This is a genomic window from Tepidibacter sp., assembly GCF_025210165.1.
In the GTDB taxonomy this organism is placed as follows: domain Bacteria; phylum Bacillota; class Clostridia; order Peptostreptococcales; family Peptostreptococcaceae; genus Tepidibacter_A.
In genome coordinates this window covers 54,996-72,679 of the sequence record NZ_JAOASI010000009.1, presented here as the reverse complement: position 1 = coordinate 72,679, position 17,684 = coordinate 54,996, and the positions used below count along the sequence as shown (strand labels likewise).

General features: G+C 28.4%; 16 protein-coding genes. All 16 read left to right on the top strand.

All coding sequences use genetic code 11. The features are described 5' to 3' along the window. The first annotated feature begins 168 nt into the window (after positions 1 to 168). A complete protein-coding gene (locus N4A48_RS00935; protein ID WP_293663798.1) occupies positions 169 to 1,584 on the top strand; it encodes a sensor domain-containing diguanylate cyclase in 1,416 nt (471 codons plus the stop codon). Position 1,585: 1 nt separating this feature from the next. Further along, entirely contained in the window at positions 1,586 to 2,224 is a 639-nt protein-coding gene (trmB, locus tag N4A48_RS00930; protein WP_293663797.1) for a tRNA (guanosine(46)-N7)-methyltransferase TrmB, read from the top strand. A gap of 385 nt (positions 2,225 to 2,609) precedes the next feature. After that, positions 2,610 to 2,741, top strand: coding sequence for a hypothetical protein (locus tag N4A48_RS00925; protein ID WP_293663796.1), 132 nt, complete (start codon positions 2,610 to 2,612; stop codon positions 2,739 to 2,741). 252 nt (positions 2,742 to 2,993) lie between these two features. Continuing rightward, positions 2,994 to 5,036, top strand: coding sequence for a sigma-54 interaction domain-containing protein (locus N4A48_RS00920; protein WP_293663795.1), 2,043 nt, complete (start codon positions 2,994 to 2,996; stop codon positions 5,034 to 5,036). A gap of 280 nt (positions 5,037 to 5,316) precedes the next feature. Continuing rightward, positions 5,317 to 6,429 carry a histidinol-phosphate transaminase gene (hisC, locus tag N4A48_RS00915; protein WP_293663794.1) on the top strand — a complete coding sequence of 371 codons (1,113 nt, stop codon included), beginning with the start codon at positions 5,317 to 5,319 and terminating at the stop codon, positions 6,427 to 6,429. 17 nt (positions 6,430 to 6,446) lie between these two features. After that, positions 6,447 to 8,222 (top strand): indolepyruvate ferredoxin oxidoreductase subunit alpha, encoded by a 1,776-nt coding sequence (gene iorA, locus N4A48_RS00910; RefSeq protein ID WP_293663793.1) that lies wholly within the window; start codon positions 6,447 to 6,449, stop codon positions 8,220 to 8,222. Between the two features lies 1 nt (position 8,223). Beyond that, a complete protein-coding gene (locus tag N4A48_RS00905; protein ID WP_293663792.1) occupies positions 8,224 to 8,820 on the top strand; it encodes an indolepyruvate oxidoreductase subunit beta in 597 nt (198 codons plus the stop codon). 81 nt (positions 8,821 to 8,901) lie between these two features. Then, positions 8,902 to 10,224 carry an MFS transporter gene (locus N4A48_RS00900; protein WP_293663791.1) on the top strand — a complete coding sequence of 441 codons (1,323 nt, stop codon included), beginning with the start codon at positions 8,902 to 8,904 and terminating at the stop codon, positions 10,222 to 10,224. 550 nt (positions 10,225 to 10,774) lie between these two features. After that, positions 10,775 to 11,251 (top strand): hypothetical protein, encoded by a 477-nt coding sequence (locus N4A48_RS00895; RefSeq protein WP_293663790.1) that lies wholly within the window; start codon positions 10,775 to 10,777, stop codon positions 11,249 to 11,251. Between the two features lie 95 nt (positions 11,252 to 11,346). Then, positions 11,347 to 11,934 carry a hypothetical protein gene (locus N4A48_RS00890; RefSeq protein ID WP_293663789.1) on the top strand — a complete coding sequence of 196 codons (588 nt, stop codon included), beginning with the start codon at positions 11,347 to 11,349 and terminating at the stop codon, positions 11,932 to 11,934. Positions 11,935 to 11,948: 14 nt separating this feature from the next. Beyond that, the gene (locus N4A48_RS00885) at positions 11,949 to 13,649 is read left to right on the top strand and encodes an ATP-binding protein (RefSeq protein WP_293663788.1); all 1,701 of its coding nucleotides are present in this window, start codon (positions 11,949 to 11,951) and stop codon (positions 13,647 to 13,649) included. Between the two features lie 13 nt (positions 13,650 to 13,662). Then, a complete protein-coding gene (locus N4A48_RS00880) occupies positions 13,663 to 14,889 on the top strand; it encodes an ATP-binding protein (RefSeq protein ID WP_293663787.1) in 1,227 nt (408 codons plus the stop codon). 89 nt (positions 14,890 to 14,978) lie between these two features. Then, on the top strand, positions 14,979 to 15,224 hold the full coding sequence (locus N4A48_RS00875) for a hypothetical protein (RefSeq protein ID WP_293663786.1): 246 nt from the start codon (positions 14,979 to 14,981) through the stop codon (positions 15,222 to 15,224). Continuing rightward, positions 15,224 to 16,129: a hypothetical protein gene (locus N4A48_RS00870; RefSeq protein ID WP_293663785.1), complete on the top strand. Its 906-nt coding sequence runs from the start codon at positions 15,224 to 15,226 to the stop codon at positions 16,127 to 16,129. Before N4A48_RS00875 ends, N4A48_RS00870 begins: the two co-directional genes overlap by 1 nt. 74 nt (positions 16,130 to 16,203) lie before the next feature. Next, positions 16,204 to 17,070: a hypothetical protein gene (locus N4A48_RS00865; RefSeq protein WP_293663784.1), complete on the top strand. Its 867-nt coding sequence runs from the start codon at positions 16,204 to 16,206 to the stop codon at positions 17,068 to 17,070. A 315-nt stretch (positions 17,071 to 17,385) separates the two neighbouring features. Continuing rightward, positions 17,386 to 17,604, top strand: coding sequence for a hypothetical protein (locus N4A48_RS00860; protein ID WP_293663783.1), 219 nt, complete (start codon positions 17,386 to 17,388; stop codon positions 17,602 to 17,604). Positions 17,605 to 17,684 lie beyond the last annotated feature (80 nt).

Below are 17,684 nucleotides of genomic sequence, written 5' to 3'. Positions count from 1 at the left end.
CAAAAGAGTTTCAATAATTTTATTGAAATTCTTTTTAAAATGCATCATTTTAGAATAAATAATCATATAATAATAGAAGTTAATAGTTATCTAAGCGTTCTAAAATTCCATTTTAGATTTTATATGATATAATAAAAGTAATTAATGCTAAAGTAAGAGGTGCTAACGATGTTAAAATCAGATAATGCAAGCATAAAAAGTATTTTGCTTAGAAGTATAGTGATTTTGATTATTGCAATTACAGTCACAATAGAATGTAGTCATGTGATTAGACAGTATAGAAATTTTTTAAGAGAAAGCGAAGTTTTAAGACTAGAGTATACAAAAAAACAAAAAGAAGTATTAAGAAGTAAAGTAGATGAAGTATTTGAATATATAGAATTCGAAAAAAACCATACATACAAATTGTTAAAAGAAAATTCTAAATATACAAAGTCACAAATAGAAGAAATAATAAAGCAAAGAGTTATAAAGTTTGTATCAAACATTTACTTTGGTGATAATAATGAGCAATATATGTTTATAGTTACCTATGATGGAGTTGAGCTTGCGAATGGCAAATATCCAGAGTTGGTAGGTAAGAATATTTCAAAGTTCAAGGATATAGACGGAGTTAAAGTGGGTCAAAGACTTATTAAAATGGCTAAAGAAAATGAAAAAGGAGTATATTTAATCCAAAAATGGAAAAAAAATACTGATACTTTAGATCATGATAAGCTGTATTTTGCAAAATCTGTTCCTGATTGGGAGTGGGCTATAGGATCAGGTATATATGTAGATGAGATAGAAAATCATATAAAAGAAAATGAACTTATATTAAAGAGAGAATTTAAAAAGGAAATTAAAATAGTTACAGTATTAATGGTATTAATGATATTAATGGTATTTATATATATTAAAATTATAAATAGAAGAATGGATAAAAAAATAAATCTTGTGATTTCATTCTTTGAAAGAGCCTCAAAAGAGAGAACATACATAGATATGGAAGTATTAAAATATATAGAACTAAAAAAAATAGGTGTATCTGTAAATTGTATGATAAAAGATAGATATGATATAGAAAATAGAATAAATCAGATGAACAAACAACTTAAAGAACTCAGCATAACAGACGGCTTAACAGGGCTTTACAATCATAAACACATATATGAAATGTTAAATGAAGAGATACAAGAATCTAGTGAACTGAAAAGTGATTTATCTATAATAATGTTTGATATAGATCATTTCAAAAAAATAAATGATAATTATGGTCATCAATTTGGAGATGATGTGTTAGTTGAGATATCTAAATATATTAAAACTTATATTGGTAAAACTGGATTTGTTGGAAGATACGGTGGAGAAGAATTTTTAATAGTCTTGTTAAATACAGACATAGAAAATGCATATGAAATGGCAGAAGAAATAAGAAATGGAATAAAAAATATTGAATTTAAAAATAAAAATCTTATAGTTACAATAAGTGGAGGAACAGTTCAGTTAAAAGAAGAATCGTGCATGGATATCATTAATAAAGCAGATAATCTGCTGTATAAAGCAAAAGAAAATGGAAGAGATAGAATAGAAAGAGGGACATAAAGTGAGAAGAAGAAAAGTAAAAGGTGCAGACGAAAAATTATTATCATACGACAATTATTTAATAAAAAATCCAAATGAATTAAAAGGAAGATGGTTGGGAAAATTTAATAACGATAATCCTATATATATAGAAGTTGGAACTGGAAGAGGAAAATTTTTAACTACTTTAGCAAAAAAAAATCCTAATATAAACTTTATAGCAATGGAAATAAAAGAAGAAGTATTATTAAAAGCTGTTCAAAAAGCGGATGAAGGAGAATTAAAGAATATACTTTTTATATGGGGAAATGTACAAAATATATTAGAATACTTTGATGAAAAAGAGATAAATAGAATATATATAAACTTTTGTGATCCTTGGCCTAAAAAAAGATGGGCAAAAAGAAGGCTTACACATAGTGGATTTTTAGATATGTACAATAAGGTATTATCTGATGATGGAGAGATGCATTTTAAAACTGATAATGAAAAGCTATTCGAGTTCTCACTTAATGAAATATCTGGATATGGTCTTGAGCTACAAAATGTTTCACTTGATTTAGCAAATAGTGAATTTGAGGGAAATGTTACTACTGAGTATGAAGATAAATTTATGAATTTGGGTATGAGGATATATAGATGTGAGGGGAGGAAGAGGTAGACAATTTGTCTACCTATTTCTTATATATAAAATTTTGTTGTTAAGCAAAAATGACACTTATTGAAATAACGGTACTTAATTAACATTTTAATAAAACTACAGATTATTCTTTATAAAATATCCTAAAACTTTTTAAACTCCCTTTGGTCATACAAAAAAGTTTCTTAACGGATATTTTAACAGAATAATCTAAGTTTAATAGTAAAATGTTAATCAAAAGTACCTAACATTTCAATAAGCGTCATTTTAATTTTGTTTATTGACTAAAAAAGATCATCTACAAAAGAAAGTAGTATGTTATAATAATTAATAGGGATTACAGTCTATAGAGGGTGGTTCCATACTAAAGAAAAACCTACTTCCAATTGGAAGGAGGTGAGGAAGTATGGAGTCTATTTTTACTATTATATTTGGTTTAATAACCAATTATATATACGATAAAATAAAAAACCACCCAAATGGCGATGAGGGTGGTTTCGAGCTTGATGTTAAAATCAAGTTCAAGAAAAACAATTAAGAATTTTATTTAATTCGAATCACACTCTATACCACATAGACTGTAATTCTTTTTTTATACAATTTAGTAAGTATGATCATATTGTACGTTAATAATGTACAATATACTTATATTATACCCAAACTATACATGAAGTACAATTATATTTTTAATTATTATATAAAATTTTTAATAACCCATAAAATCTAAGAAAAATTAGATGTCAAAAATATCTTAAAGTTAACTTAAAATACAAAAGAAAAGGTGAGAGGAATGAAAAAAATAAGCATAATAAGCTATACTTTATCAGAAATCAATACCTATTATGAACAGATAAAGAGCTTATTCTCACAAAATATAGAAATTGAAAAGTTTTGCGTTGATGAAATAGATAATGATATAAATTCAGATGTAATTTTAGTATCGTCTTATAATATATTTCAAATTATAAAAAAGTATATAAAAAATAAAGCTGAATTAGTTATATTAAATAGAACAATATCAAAGAATGCATTTGAAAAAATTATGAATATAAAATCTGGTAATAAAGTTTATCTATTAGACCATAATTATCAGATGGCCCTTCAAATGACATGTGTAATATATCAACTTGGAATTAGACACATAGACCTTATACCTATATGTGAAAGTGTCAAAAAAGATATAGAAGACAATGAGGTTATAGTATTTAAAGATTATGAAAATGAAAATTACAATACTATAAATATAGGAAATGCATTATTAGATATTAGTACAATTATAGATATAGGTGTAAAGCTAAACTTATTGGATATATTGCAAAGGCAGGATATAAAAAAAAGCTATAAAGAAATAGTGACAAAGGATGTGGGACTTTCTAATGTTATGGGACGAACCAATAAATTTGAAAGTCAACTTGATATATTACGTCAAGTTTCAGATGATGGAATAATAGCAGCTGATTCAAATGGGCAAATATATTCTTGTAATAAAAATTCACAAACTATTATAGGTTATAAAAAAGAAGAAATAGTAGGAAAATATATAGATGAAATTTTATCTACTATACCATTTAACAATTCTATAAAAAACTTAAGGCCGATAAAAGAAAAGCTTATAAAAATAAATGGATATGACGTAGTAGTATCTATACATCCTATAATACATTCAAATAAACAATATGGAGCAATAGTCGTACTAAAAAGATTTAGCGACACAGAAATAAAGCAGCATAAATTAAGAGCACAATTAATAGGTAAGGGTCATAAAGCTAAGTATAGGTTTGAGGATATAATTGGAAGTAGTGATATTATAAATAAGACAAAGGACATAGCAATTAGAATGTCTACATCAGATTCATCAATACTTATAAGTGGAGAAAGTGGAACTGGTAAAGAATTATTTGCACAGGCTATACATAATAATTCTTCAAGAAAAAATTATCAGTTTGTAGCTATCAACTGTGGAGCTTTTCCAGAGAGTCTGTTAGAAAGTGAACTGTTTGGATATGAAGAAGGTGCTTTTACAGGAGCTAGAAAAGGGGGAAAGCCAGGACTCTTTGAACTTGCACATAATGGAACTTTATTTTTAGATGAAATAGGTGAAATGCCTATAAATTTGCAGCAAAGACTACTTAGAGTATTGCAAGAAAGGGAAGTTATGAGAATAGGTGGAGACAGGCTTATAAAGGTAAATATAAGACTTATAGCTGCTACTAATAGAAACTTAAAAGAAATGGTTAAAAAAGGTGACTTTAGAGAGGATTTATATTATAGGCTTAATGTACTTCCCCTAAAAATTCCACCTCTTAGAAATAGAAAAGAAGATATATTGACTATAATGAATGAAATGAAAAAAAAATCAGCGTATGATTTTAACTTAACTCAGAGAGCCAAAGAAAAACTTATAGATCATACATGGAGAGGAAATATACGAGAACTAAAAAATTATATAGAATATTTTTCTAATATAGGTATTGATTATATAGATATAGATGACTTGCCCTTTAAAGAAGATGAAAATTCAAATTTTATAGTATTTAATCATCATGAAAAACAGCTATTAGATAGATTTAGAGAAGATGTTGGAAAAGATGAATATAAATATATATTTATATTGAAAGAACTTGAGGATGGTTACAAAAATGAGAAAAGGCTTGGAAGAAGAACTTTATACAATAAAGCTAAGAATGAAGGTATATTTATAAGTGAGCAAGAGATAAGGCTTATACTTATAAATCTTGAGAAATTTATGATGGTAGATATAAATAAAGGAAGACGTGGAACTAATATAACTAAATATGGAATTAAAGTTGTTGAACACTTAAGAATGGGTTAAAAGGTATTGTTAATAATACCTTTTAACCCATTTTTCTTTTTATCTAATTTAAGAACTATACTTGAAATTATTTAAAAAAATAAAGTCTATTAAGCATTATTGCCTATATGAGTCACCTATATATTTGTAAAAATAGATATTTTTTATAGTGAAACTAGGTTGGCATAAAACTTGCTTGATTTAATATAGAGATAATTCTTAATATTCTATAAACGCTTTAAGATATCTTGAAAACCACATATGAATTAAGTTTTACTTTAAAATAGAGGGGTTGAAAATAATGAATGAAAATCTATTTAGAAAAGAAGTAGCTTCTATAAAACCATATATACCTGGAAAGTCTGTAGATGAATTAAAGAAGGAATTAGGACTTGAGGATATTGAAAAGCTTGCATCTAATGAAAATCCAATAGGACCATCTCCAAAGGCTATAGAGGAGATTAAGAAAGAGTTAAATAATATACATATATATCCAGACCCTAACTGTACTAAGTTAAAAGATGGATTATGTGAAAAATATAATTTAAAGCATGAGAATATAGTTGTTGGTAATGGTGGGGAAGAGCTTTTAAAAATAATAGCACAAACTTTTATAAATGAAGGTGATGAGGCTATAATGGCTAATCCTACATTTGGAAAATATGCAAGTGAAGTTCTTTTTATGGGTGGAGTTGCTCATCAAATAGACCTTAAAGATTATAAGCATGATTTTGAAAAGTTTGTTCAAAAAATTAATGATAAGACAAAATTAATTTATGTATGTAATCCAAACAATCCAACTGGAAACATAATGACAAAAGATGATATTGATTATTTAGTAAAAAATACTCCAGAAAATGTAGTTTTAGTATTTGATGAAGCTTATTATGAGTATGCTATAAAGAATGATAAGTATCCAGATTCTTTAGAAATACTAAGAAAAAGACCAAATACAATTATACTTAGAACATTTTCAAAGGTTGCAGGAATTGCGTCAGTAAGGGTTGGATACTTACTTACATCAAGCGAAATAGCTAGTGCTATGAATAAGATGAAAATGGTATTCCATGTTAATAGATTGGCTCAAGCAGCAGGAATAGGAGCTTTAAATGATAGTGATCATATAGATAAAACTGTATCACTTAATTATGAGTGTATGAACATGATGGAAAAATACTTTGAAGAAAACAATATGGAGTATATAAAGTCTAATTCAAACTTTATATTTGTAAATGTTGGATTTGATTCAAAAATAGTATTTGAAGAATTGCTTAAGAAAGGAATTATAGTTAGACCTGGCTATCTTTGGAACTGGAAAGATTGGTTAAGAGTTAGTACAGGAACTAAAGAGCAAATTCAAAAATTTATAGATGCATTAAATGAAGTATTAGAAGAAAATAAAAAACATGCTTAAATAAGGGGGAATTTATAATGAAAAAACTTATGACAGGTAATGAAGCTATTGCCAGAGGATTTTATGAAGCAGGTGGAAGTATAGCTTGTGCATATCCAGGGACTCCATCTACTGAGGTACTTGAAAATGTAGCTTTATATAAAGATATTTATTCAGAGTGGGCTCCGAATGAAAAGGTAGCTCTTGAAGTTGCTATAGGAGCATCTATAGCAGGAGCAAGATCACTTGCTGCCATGAAGCATGTTGGAGTTAATGTTGCAGCTGACCCTCTTATGACTTTTGGTTACACTGGTGTTAATGGAGGAATGGTACTAGTAACTGCAGATGATCCAGGAATGCATTCATCTCAAAATGAACAGGATAACAGATATTATGCTAAGTTTGCTAAAATTGCAATGATAGAACCTAGTGATTCACAAGAGGCAAAGGATTTCATGAAGGATGCTATGGAAATATCAGAAAAATTTGATGTACCTGTTTTATATAGAGTAACAACTAGAATATGTCATTCTAAGACTTTGGTTGAATTTAATGATAAAGAAGAAGTAGGAATTAAGCCATATACTAAAAATATATCTAAGTTTGTAGCAACTCCAGCTAATGGTAAAAAGTTACATGTTGTTGTTGAAGATAAATTGAAGAAAATGGAAGAGTTCAGTAATGAAACTCACTTAAATAAAATAGAATGGAATGATAAAAAGGTAGGAGTTATAACTTCTGGTATATCTTATCAATATGCTAAGGAAGTATTTGGTGATGAGGTTTCTTATCTTAAGTTAGGATTCACTCATCCGCTTCCATTTAAGAAGATAGAAGATTTTGCTAAAGAAGTAGAAACTTTATATGTTATAGAAGAATTAGAGCCTTATATAGAAGAACAATTAAAGGCTAGAGGAATTGATTGTATAGGAAAAGAAAAGATATCTAATATAGGAGAGTTAAATCCAGATATCATAGCAAGTTCTCTTTTAGGAATAAAAAGCGAAGTTGCAGCCGCTGTTGCTGAACTTAAGGAAGATGTAATTAATAGACCTCCAACATTATGTGCAGGATGTCCACATAGAGGATTATTCTATACTTTATCTAAAAAGAAGAATGTAATGATTACAGGTGATATAGGATGTTATACTCTAGGATCTGCAGAACCTCTTAATGCTATGGATACTTGTATTTGTATGGGAGCATCTATTAGTGCAGGTCATGGTGCTCAAAAGGCGTTTAACTTCCATAATGTAGACAAGAAGGTAGTAAGCGTTATAGGGGATTCAACATTCTTCCATACAGGAATATTAAGCTTAATAGATGTTATATACAATAAAGGAAACTCAGTAACTATAATATTAGACAACAGAATAACTGGTATGACAGGACACCAACAAAATCCAGGAACAGGATATACTTTAATGGGAGAGGAAACTAATCAAATAGATATACCAAATTTATGTAAATCTATAGGAATTAAAAATGTTACAGTTGTTAATCCTCTTAACTTAAAGGAAAATGAAGAAGCTTTAAATAATGCTCTTGCATCTGATGAACCATCAGTAATAATAACACAATGGCCTTGTGTACTTAAGAAATTCTCTAAAGAAGATAAAGAGAGATTTGACTGTACACCTAAATCTTATGAAGTAAAAGAAGATAAGTGTAAAAAGTGTAAGATGTGTGTAAAGACAGGATGTCCTGCAATCTCATTTGATGAATATGCTAAGATAGATAAGACTATGTGCGTTGGATGTAGCGTATGTGCTCAAGTATGCCCGTTTGATGCTATAGAAAGGGTTGGTGAATAATATGAGTAAGGTAAACAATGTTTTATTAGTAGGTGTTGGGGGACAAGGAATAATACTAGCTTCAAAAGTATTATCTAGCGGATTAATAGATTCAGGATACGATGTTAAGATGTCTGAGGTTCACGGTATGGCACAAAGAGGGGGAAGTGTTACAACTCAGGTAAGATATGGAGAAAAAGTATACTCACCTATAATAGGAAAAGGTCAAGCGGATATAATAGTAGCATTTGAAAGAGTAGAGGCTTTAAGATGGTTAGAGTATTTAAAGCCAGGTGGAAAGATTGTAATAAATGATTATTCTATTCCATCAGCAACTGTTTTATCAGGAAAAGAAGCATACCCAGAAGATATAATTGAAAAAATAGAATCAAAGTATGATGATGTAACGGTTATAGATGCAGCTAATGAAGCTATAGAACTTGGAAATATAAAGGCTCAAAATATAATAATGCTTGGTGGACTTATTAAGTCATTAGGAATTGAAGAGATAGATTGGGATAAGGCATTAAAAGATAATGTTAAAGAAAGATTCATAGAGTTAAATACTAAAGCTATAAAGAAAGGTCTTGACAGTGGATTAAAGGAAAAAGTATTATAGAATTAAGTATAAATTGTGTGGCTTTATAAAGGTCACACAATTTATTTCTATACGAATATTTTAACAGAGGGGGAGGGTTATATGGCAGAATTTAATGAGGCAAAAGCTTGTGAGGTTTTGGACAAAAACAGGGTAGAAAAAATGATGAAATACAGGTGGATTGTATGGGGGATACTAGCATTTGCATATATTATAGTATTTTTTCATAGATTGGCAGCTGGGGTTGTTAAAGATGATTTAATAAATGAATTTAATATTTCGAAAACTACATTTGCAAATTTAGGAGCTATGTATTTTTATGCTTATATGATAATGCAGATTCCTGCTGGTATGTTAGCGGATTCATTAGGTGCTAGAAAGACTGTTTCAATAGGTGTGTTATTATCTGGAATAGGATCTATAATATTTGGTATGGCGCCTAGTATATTTTGGGCATTTGTAGGAAGATTACTTGTAGGTATTGGTGTATCTGTTGTATTCATACCTATACTTAAGATACAATCTGTTTGGTTTAAGGAAAGTGAATTTGGAATAATGTCTGGTATTACTTCTTTTGTAGGAAATTTAGGAGGAATAATAGCTCAAACTCCTCTTGCACTACTTGTTGCAGCTATAACTTGGAGAAATTCTTTTGTTGTTATGGGTGTATTTTCTGTAATAGTAAGTGCACTTTGCTATATGATAGTTAGAAATGATCCAAGAGATAAGGGGTATCCATCTATTAGTGAGATTGAAGGTATCAGTATAAAGAATGTTAATAGAAGTAAGGTTAATATGGGACAAGCAGTTATACAGGTTATGACTAATCCTAGAACGTGGCCAGGATTTTTTATATTTGCAGGATTCTTTGGAGCATTTGTTTCGTTGACTGGAGCCTGGGGAAATGGATATATAACTGATGTATATAATGTGTCTAAGATACAAGCTTCTAATTATATGATACTTCCTGTTTTGGGACTAGCTATTGGAAGTATATTTATTGGAGGTATTTCTGATAAGATGAGAAAGAGAAAGACTCCTATGATGATATTTGGAAGTGTTTATTTAGCTTGTTGGGGTGCTATAGCTTTTGGAGGAAGACTTGATACTAATATTTTAAAGCTTGTATTATTTACTCTAGGATTTACTTGTTCTACGTTTGTACTTGGATGGGCATGTTCAAAGGAGATAAATCCACCTGAGATAGCTGGTATATCAACTTCTGTTGTTAATATAGGAGGATTTTTTGGAGCTGCTATTATGCCATCTGTACTTGGAGGAGTATTTGATAAGTATTCAGCTACTTTAGGTAGTGTTGAGCTTTATAATAAGGCGTTTATGTATTGCTTTTTGAGTGTTCTTGTGGGGTATGGATTTGTGTTTTTAGTTAAGGAGACTAATTGTAGGAATATATATTCTAAGTAGGATTGGGTGGTTAAGCGAAAAATAGGGCTTATAAAAATACCGCTACTTAATTAATATTTTGATAAAACTAGAGATTGTGACTTATTGAATATCCTAAAAGTTCTAAACTCCCGTTGGTCGGACAACGAACTTTCTTAACGGATATTCAAACGTCACAATCTAAGTTTTATAGCAAAATATTAATCAAAAGTAGCTAACATTTTTATAATCCCTATTTTTTTGTGTTGAATTTACCAAGCGGAATTTCGAGTGAATTCTTTGGAAGTATTAACAAAGATAGGTTTACAATTAATATTTTTTAACGTTATAATTATATATAAAAAGATTGCTAAAAAGCTAAATTAATATCGGAATTTTAAATAATTGGTAGAATTATAAATGATACTATAGAGATACACGAAAAAGAAAGATTTTTATAATAAAGGGTTCAGAAATAAGTCAATCAAAGTATCGAACTAGAATATAGATATATTTTAAAGGTGATATTGTTATGGTGCTATATAACAAGAATAAATAAACCTAAGTAATTCAAAGTGAGGTATTAAACTAAATGATAAACAAAAAAAGTGTTATAGATATAGTTTCTAAAGAAACTCAGGGGAAAAGATATAAATCGCATAGATATTGTCATGATGTGATAAACTCTTCTGCAATAGAATATGAAGAAGAGAGAGAAGTTATTTGGAAAAATTTCGGTGAAACAACTAAGCCTCAAAAACCTATAAACTTAAAAGAAAGAGCTGATAAATTAAAAGGACAGAAATCTATTTTTACATATTTTTTGGATGGATCAAGACATACATACAAAGTTGATGATATATCTTATGAAAAGAATGTTTTGCCTATTCTAGCAGGTCAGATAGGAGTTGGTTGTTGCAAAAGAGTAGATAAAACAATGACTAAGGAAAAGATTGAAAGAAAAATGGTGATTGTAGTTCCTCGTAATGCCAGTGGTAGTGAGTGGGGAATGCAGAATTTTTGCGATGATCTTCTACAGAAAATAAATAAAGAAAAAAAAGTATATTAGGATATGACTTTAATTTTGACAAGGTACTATATTATAAAAAACCTATATCAGATGATTCTCCTGAGAAGAAAGGTATTGCGGTTATTCAAGACTATATGATTGAACTTGAAAAAGATGCAGTGGCAGAATTAGCTTCTCAGTATAAACTTAATCAATATAACTGGCTTATAAAGGATGGTTCATTGGAATATAAAGTTGTAACTAATAAAAAAGGTAAGAATTTAAAAGATAAACATATAAAAAATCATTATAAATATGTTCTAGGTGTATCGAAGTCTTTTAATCCAACAAAATGTTTAGTAAAAGGTGGAAAGTCAAATTCAGATATTATAGCAGGATTAAAACTATATGAACGAACACCAGCTTACATGTATCAATCTAAAATCGCAGGAAACATTTACTTTACTATTTGGTATATTAGAATAAGGAAAGCAGAATATACGACGAATGTATTTGATGGTATATTAAAAGTGGAAAAAATTGTAATTAAAGAAGGCGAAATTGATAATGGTGTCGATACTGACTTGATAAACCATATATCTGCTCATTTAATCAATGAAAGAAATCCTGTATGTTATGGACATGATAGTAGATGGGCAAATCACTTATACCCTATATATCTAACAGAGTCTTACGTAAAGAGTAATTATATAAGTAATAATTTATTCATGCAATTATTTTAGAGGGAGAGAAAAAAATGAGTTTAATAGGAAAAGTAATAGCAACTGAAAAAGTACCTACTACGATAGATGAGTTTGGATTTTGGACAAAGAAAGATTTAATATTAAATCCTTTTGATGTAGTAAAGGTTGATCATGTTAAGAAAAGTAGTACGTATGCAGTAATAGAAGAAATATCTCATATTACTGATTCAGCTAGCTTTTTATCCAGTTTTATATCTAATGATTTTGGTGATGTGTCAGCTGAAGAAAATACAATGAGGATAGGTATGAACTACGTTAAAGCTAAAGTCGTTGGTAATGATAAAAATATATTTATACCTGTACAAAGTAATTCTAAAGTTTATATGGCTACAAAAGATGAAGTTTCTTATGCATTAGGACTTAAAAATATAAAAAATCCTTTAGTATGTGGTTATTTAGAAATGTATGAAAATGCTAGTGAGAGTGATAAAATAACCTTACCTGTACACATTGATTCTAAATTTTTAATTGGTCCAGAGGGAGCTCACTTAAATATATCAGGTATTTCAGGACTAGCTTCAAAAACTTCGTATGCTATGTTTTTATTAAAAGCTATTCAAGATAAATGTTTAGCACAAAGTGAAGATGAAACAAACGAGAATGTTGCTTTTGTTGTATTTAATGTTAAAGGGAAAGACTTATTAGCTATAGATGAACCTAATAATTTCAATGATTATGATAGTATAGAAAGAAATAAACAAGATGAAAAAGAAGTTAAATCACTATATAATATGTTAGGGTTATCAACTGAACCATTTAAAAATGTCACCTATCTATATCCATGTTCCGGAAGGCGAGTTTCAAATACATATGCTGAAAAATCGTTGCTAGATAAACAAATAGCTGTTAAAAAAGCTTTTAAATATAAATTTGAATATGAATATGACAAAGATAGTTTGGATTTAATGTTTGCAAATATAGATGATAGTAATCAGACAATGGATTCCATTCTAAACTATATAATTAATGGTTATGGGAATTTTGGTAGAATTGAAGGTTGGTCAGACTTTATCGAAGAACTTGATAAAATGTGTGAATCAAGTAATAATTATCAGTATGGAAAAGAGATAACTGTTCAATCTTGGAGAAAATTCACTAGAATGATAAAAAAATCAATTAGAGAGAATGAGTTGTTTTCTCCTGTTAAATCTGCTAATGCAGAAATTAGGATTGCTGAAAAAATTTCAGAAATCAAAAAAAATGATGTTTTTGTGATAGACATTGCAAAACTTAATACAGACATGCAAGCATATGTTTTTGGAAATGCTATAAGAGAAATATACAATCTACAACTTGGTGAAAAAGATCCTGAAAATAGTGACTTACCTTCAAAAATTGTTATTTTCATAGATGAATTAAATAAGTTTGCTTCTAGTGAAGTTCCTAAAAATTCTCCTATATTAAGGCAGATATTAGATATAGCAGAAAGAGGTAGATCTTTGGGTGTTATCTTATTTGGAGCAGAACAGTTTAGAAGTGCAATACATCAAAGAGTTACAGGAAATAGTTCAACAGCTGCTTATGGAAGAACTAATGCTATTGAGTTAGCTAAGGGTGATTATAAATATGTTCCAGCAGTTTACAAAAGTATGATGACGAGATTGAAACAAGGTGAATATATAATACAGAACCCTATATTCAGGTCATTGCTAAGTATAAAGTTTCCAAAACCAATATATAAGCAGTTTAAATAGGTGGGGGTATAAAATGTCTAATATAAAAATAGGTAAAAATGTTATTGAAAATCTTACTACTGGAATGTATGAAGATTCTAAAATTATTTATAGAGAATATATTCAAAATGCAGCTGATCAAATAGATAAGGCTAGAAGTGAAAATTTGTTTGATAGTGAAGAACTATATATATTAATACAAATAGATGATAGAAATAGAAATATATTAATATATGATAATGCTACAGGAATTAAAGCGTGTGATGTAGCTAAAAAATTAGGAGATATAGCTGATTCAGATAAAAAAAAGGGAGAGAATAAAGGTTTCAGAGGAATAGGAAGATTAGGTGGTTTAGCCTACTGTGATAGATTAAAATTTATAACCTCTTATAAAGGAGAAGATGAGAAAACAGTAATGACTTGGAATGCTAAAAGGTGTCGAGAGTTAATTGATAATCCTGATGTGAGTAAAAGTGCAGAGGAAATATTAGCTGAAATTATAGAGTATGAGACTATAAAGTGTAATGAAAGTGAACATTTTTTTACAGTAGAAATGATTGATATAAAAAGTGAAAACAGTGAGTTACTTGACGAAAATAAAATTTGTCAATATATAGCATGTAATGCTCCAGTGCCGTATAATATAGATTTTTTATATTCAAATAAGATAAAAGAATACATTGATTCTAAAGGATATAAAGTTGATGAATATCAAATTTTAGTAAATGGTGATGATATTCAAAAAAGATACAAAGATAAATTATATGAAAGTAAAACATATAAAATGTATGATCAACTATATGATATTGAATTTAAGGAACTATATAATAGTAAGGGTGAACTTCTAGCTTGGCTTTGGTTTGGTGTAAGTGGATTTAAAAAAAATATCCCGAGTGGATCTAATGAAATGAAGAGTATCAGGTTAAGAAAAGAAAATATTCAAATAGGTGATGCAACAACATTAGACAAATTTTTTAGGGAAAATAGAGGTAATGGATATTATGTAGGAGAAGTTCATGCTGTTCATAAAGATTTAGTTCCTAACGCAAGGCGTGATTATTTTAATGAAAATGATACAAGAGTTGAGTTTGACGCAGAATTAGAGTATTTTTTTAAAAATACTCTACATCATATTTATCATGATGCAAATACAGTAAAAAATTCTTTTAAAAAAATGAAAGTTTATGAAGAAAAAAGTGAAGAATTTGAAAGTAAACTTTTTGTTAATAGAGATGAAAAAAGTAAGTTGAAGAAGAATTAAAGAAAATAAAAAGTGATGCACAAAATGCAGAAAAAAAAATTGGAAAATTTAAAGAAAAGTCTAAATCTAATAATGTACTTGAGAGAGTTATGCAAGCTTATGAAAAAGAGCATACTAATTCGGTAGATAATATAAAAGAGAAGGCTAAAGAAGATAAGGAGATAAAGAGTAGTATAAAACAAAAAAAGAAAGCATATATAACTTCAGAGTTAAGCAAGTTGCGAAAAGGAGAGCGAAAGATTGTTGAAAAAATTTATGCTGTGATAAAAGATATGTTACCACCTGACACAAGTGACGAATTGATAAAAAAAATACAGAGTGAGTTGAAAAAATAATGACTAGAAAAGTATTATTGGTAGAACCAAATTATAAAAATAAATATCCGCCTATGGGACTTATGAAATTAGCAACATATCATAGACAATTAGGTGATGATGTTGTGTTCTATAAAGGTGAATTTAAAGAATTTGTAATTAGAGAAATATACAAGGAATTGATAAAAAAACTATATAATATTGATGATAATGTTGAATGGTTTAAATATAAGGACAAGATTCAACGATTTATAAAGAGGGGGTTTAAAGAGGATTTAAAGTTTTTAACTTCATTATCTGAAAGTAAGTTTGTACCAGAAAATCTAATGTATTACAAAGACTACTATAGAAAGAAAAATTATTTAGAAAATCCAAGTTGGGATAGAATTTGTATTAGCACATTATTTACATTTCATTGGAAAAAGACTGTTGAAACGATTAATTCATTTAAGGAGTTATGCAAATTTAAAGATCAAGTTCATGTTGGAGGAGTAGCAGCTAGCGTCTTGCCAAATGAGCTAGAGAAAGCTACAGGGATAAAACCGTGGTCTGGATTGTTAAATGAACCCGGAATTTTAGATGATAACGATATTATTATAGATAATTTACCACTAGATTATTCTATACTGGAAGAAATAGATTATACTTATCCAGAAAATGATGGATACTATGGATATATGACGAGGGGCTGTATTAACAGATGCTCTTTTTGTCTGGTGCCTATAATAGAGCCGGAATATAACGGATATATTGGAATGCAAGGACAAATTGAATATGTAAGAGACAAATTTGGAGAAAAAAGAAATTTATTACTATTAGATAACAATGTTTTAGCTTCAGAAAAATTTGATAAATTATTGATGAAATCAAAGCATCTGGATTTGATAAAAAAACAAAATTCATTGAACCTAACAAGTATGAAGTAGCGATCAAGGCACTTAAAAATGACTATAATAATAGAGGTTATATAAAATGTATTATAAAGCATTATAAGGAACTTATGAAAAAACTTTCGGAAGAGAAGCAATCTGAAGCATATGAGTTATTAAAAGAATATAATCTATTAGATGAAGTGATAGCAACTAAAGATAATATATTAGCAATTCATTACTATTTTAAGCCTTATTTTGAAAAAATATATTCAAAAAAACCTAAAGTTAGATATGTCGATTTTAATCAAGGTTTAGAAGCTAAGCTATTAACGGACGAAAGAATGAAAAAATTATCGGAAATTCCAATTAGACCATTAAGAATTGCTTTTGACACATGGGGAATAAGAAATATTTATGAAAAAGCAATTAGAATAGCTGCTAACTATAGGATTACAAATATGTCTAACTATTTATTATATAATTATAATGACAAACCAATTGAATTATTTTATAGACTAAAAATGAATATAGATTTGTGTGAAGAATTAGGAATTAGTATTTATTCATTTCCTATGAAATATCATCCAATAACTGATCATGAATATTTTAATAATAGAACATATATAGGAAAACATTGGAATAGAAAGTATATTAGAGCCATACAAGCTATTTTGAACTCTACAAAAGGCAAAATAGGGAGAGGAAGAAGTTTTTTTGAAGAGGCGTTTGGAAAAAATGAAGAAGAATTTGAAAAATTGTTATATATGCCAGAAGCACTTATTGTTTATAGAATGTATTATAAAAACAATGGAATTACAAATAAATGGTGGACAAAATTTAAAAGTCTATCACCTGAGCAATTGAAGATTACAAAAGAAATAATTCATACTAATAATTTTGAAAACTTAGACGAATTAGATGTTGATGATAAAATAATAAATGTATTATATTATTACACTATACAGAGGAAAGATGCTGAGAAAAATTTAAAGTAATACAACTTAATTTAAACCATTAATGCAAAAAGCATTGGGGGGAGAATTGTAATTTGGTATATGATTAACGAGAAAAAGGAAAAATACACTATAAAATAGAAAAGTAAATTGCACCTAAATAATACTACAGTATTACAGTGTTGGGATAAATTAATCTATAGAACTTTAAAATAAAAATTTCATATATGAATAAAAAAATTATCCAGAAAACACCTAGACGTAAATCTGAAAAATGGTGTAGAGTTAGTATAAAATATATTGATTTATAGAGATATATGAGGTGCTTTTGATGATAAGAAGGTTAGAGAATTAGAAATGAGTATAGAAGAGATAAAAGAAGCAAAGGACGAGCTTGAAAGACTTAGTAATGATGATGAGCAGAGAATGATATATGAGATGAGATCTAAAATATTAAAGGATAAGATAAGTGCACTTAATAAAGCTAAAAATAAAGGAATTAAGGAAGGAATACAAAAAGGTCTTTCTTTTTTTAGTCATATATCTATTTTTATTTTCCAAATAGGGTGTGGTTAGGCATTATTATATATAAATCTATCTTTATTCGGCGAGAGGACTCCACCTTCAAACGCAGTTAAGGTGGAGGTGAATCGTTG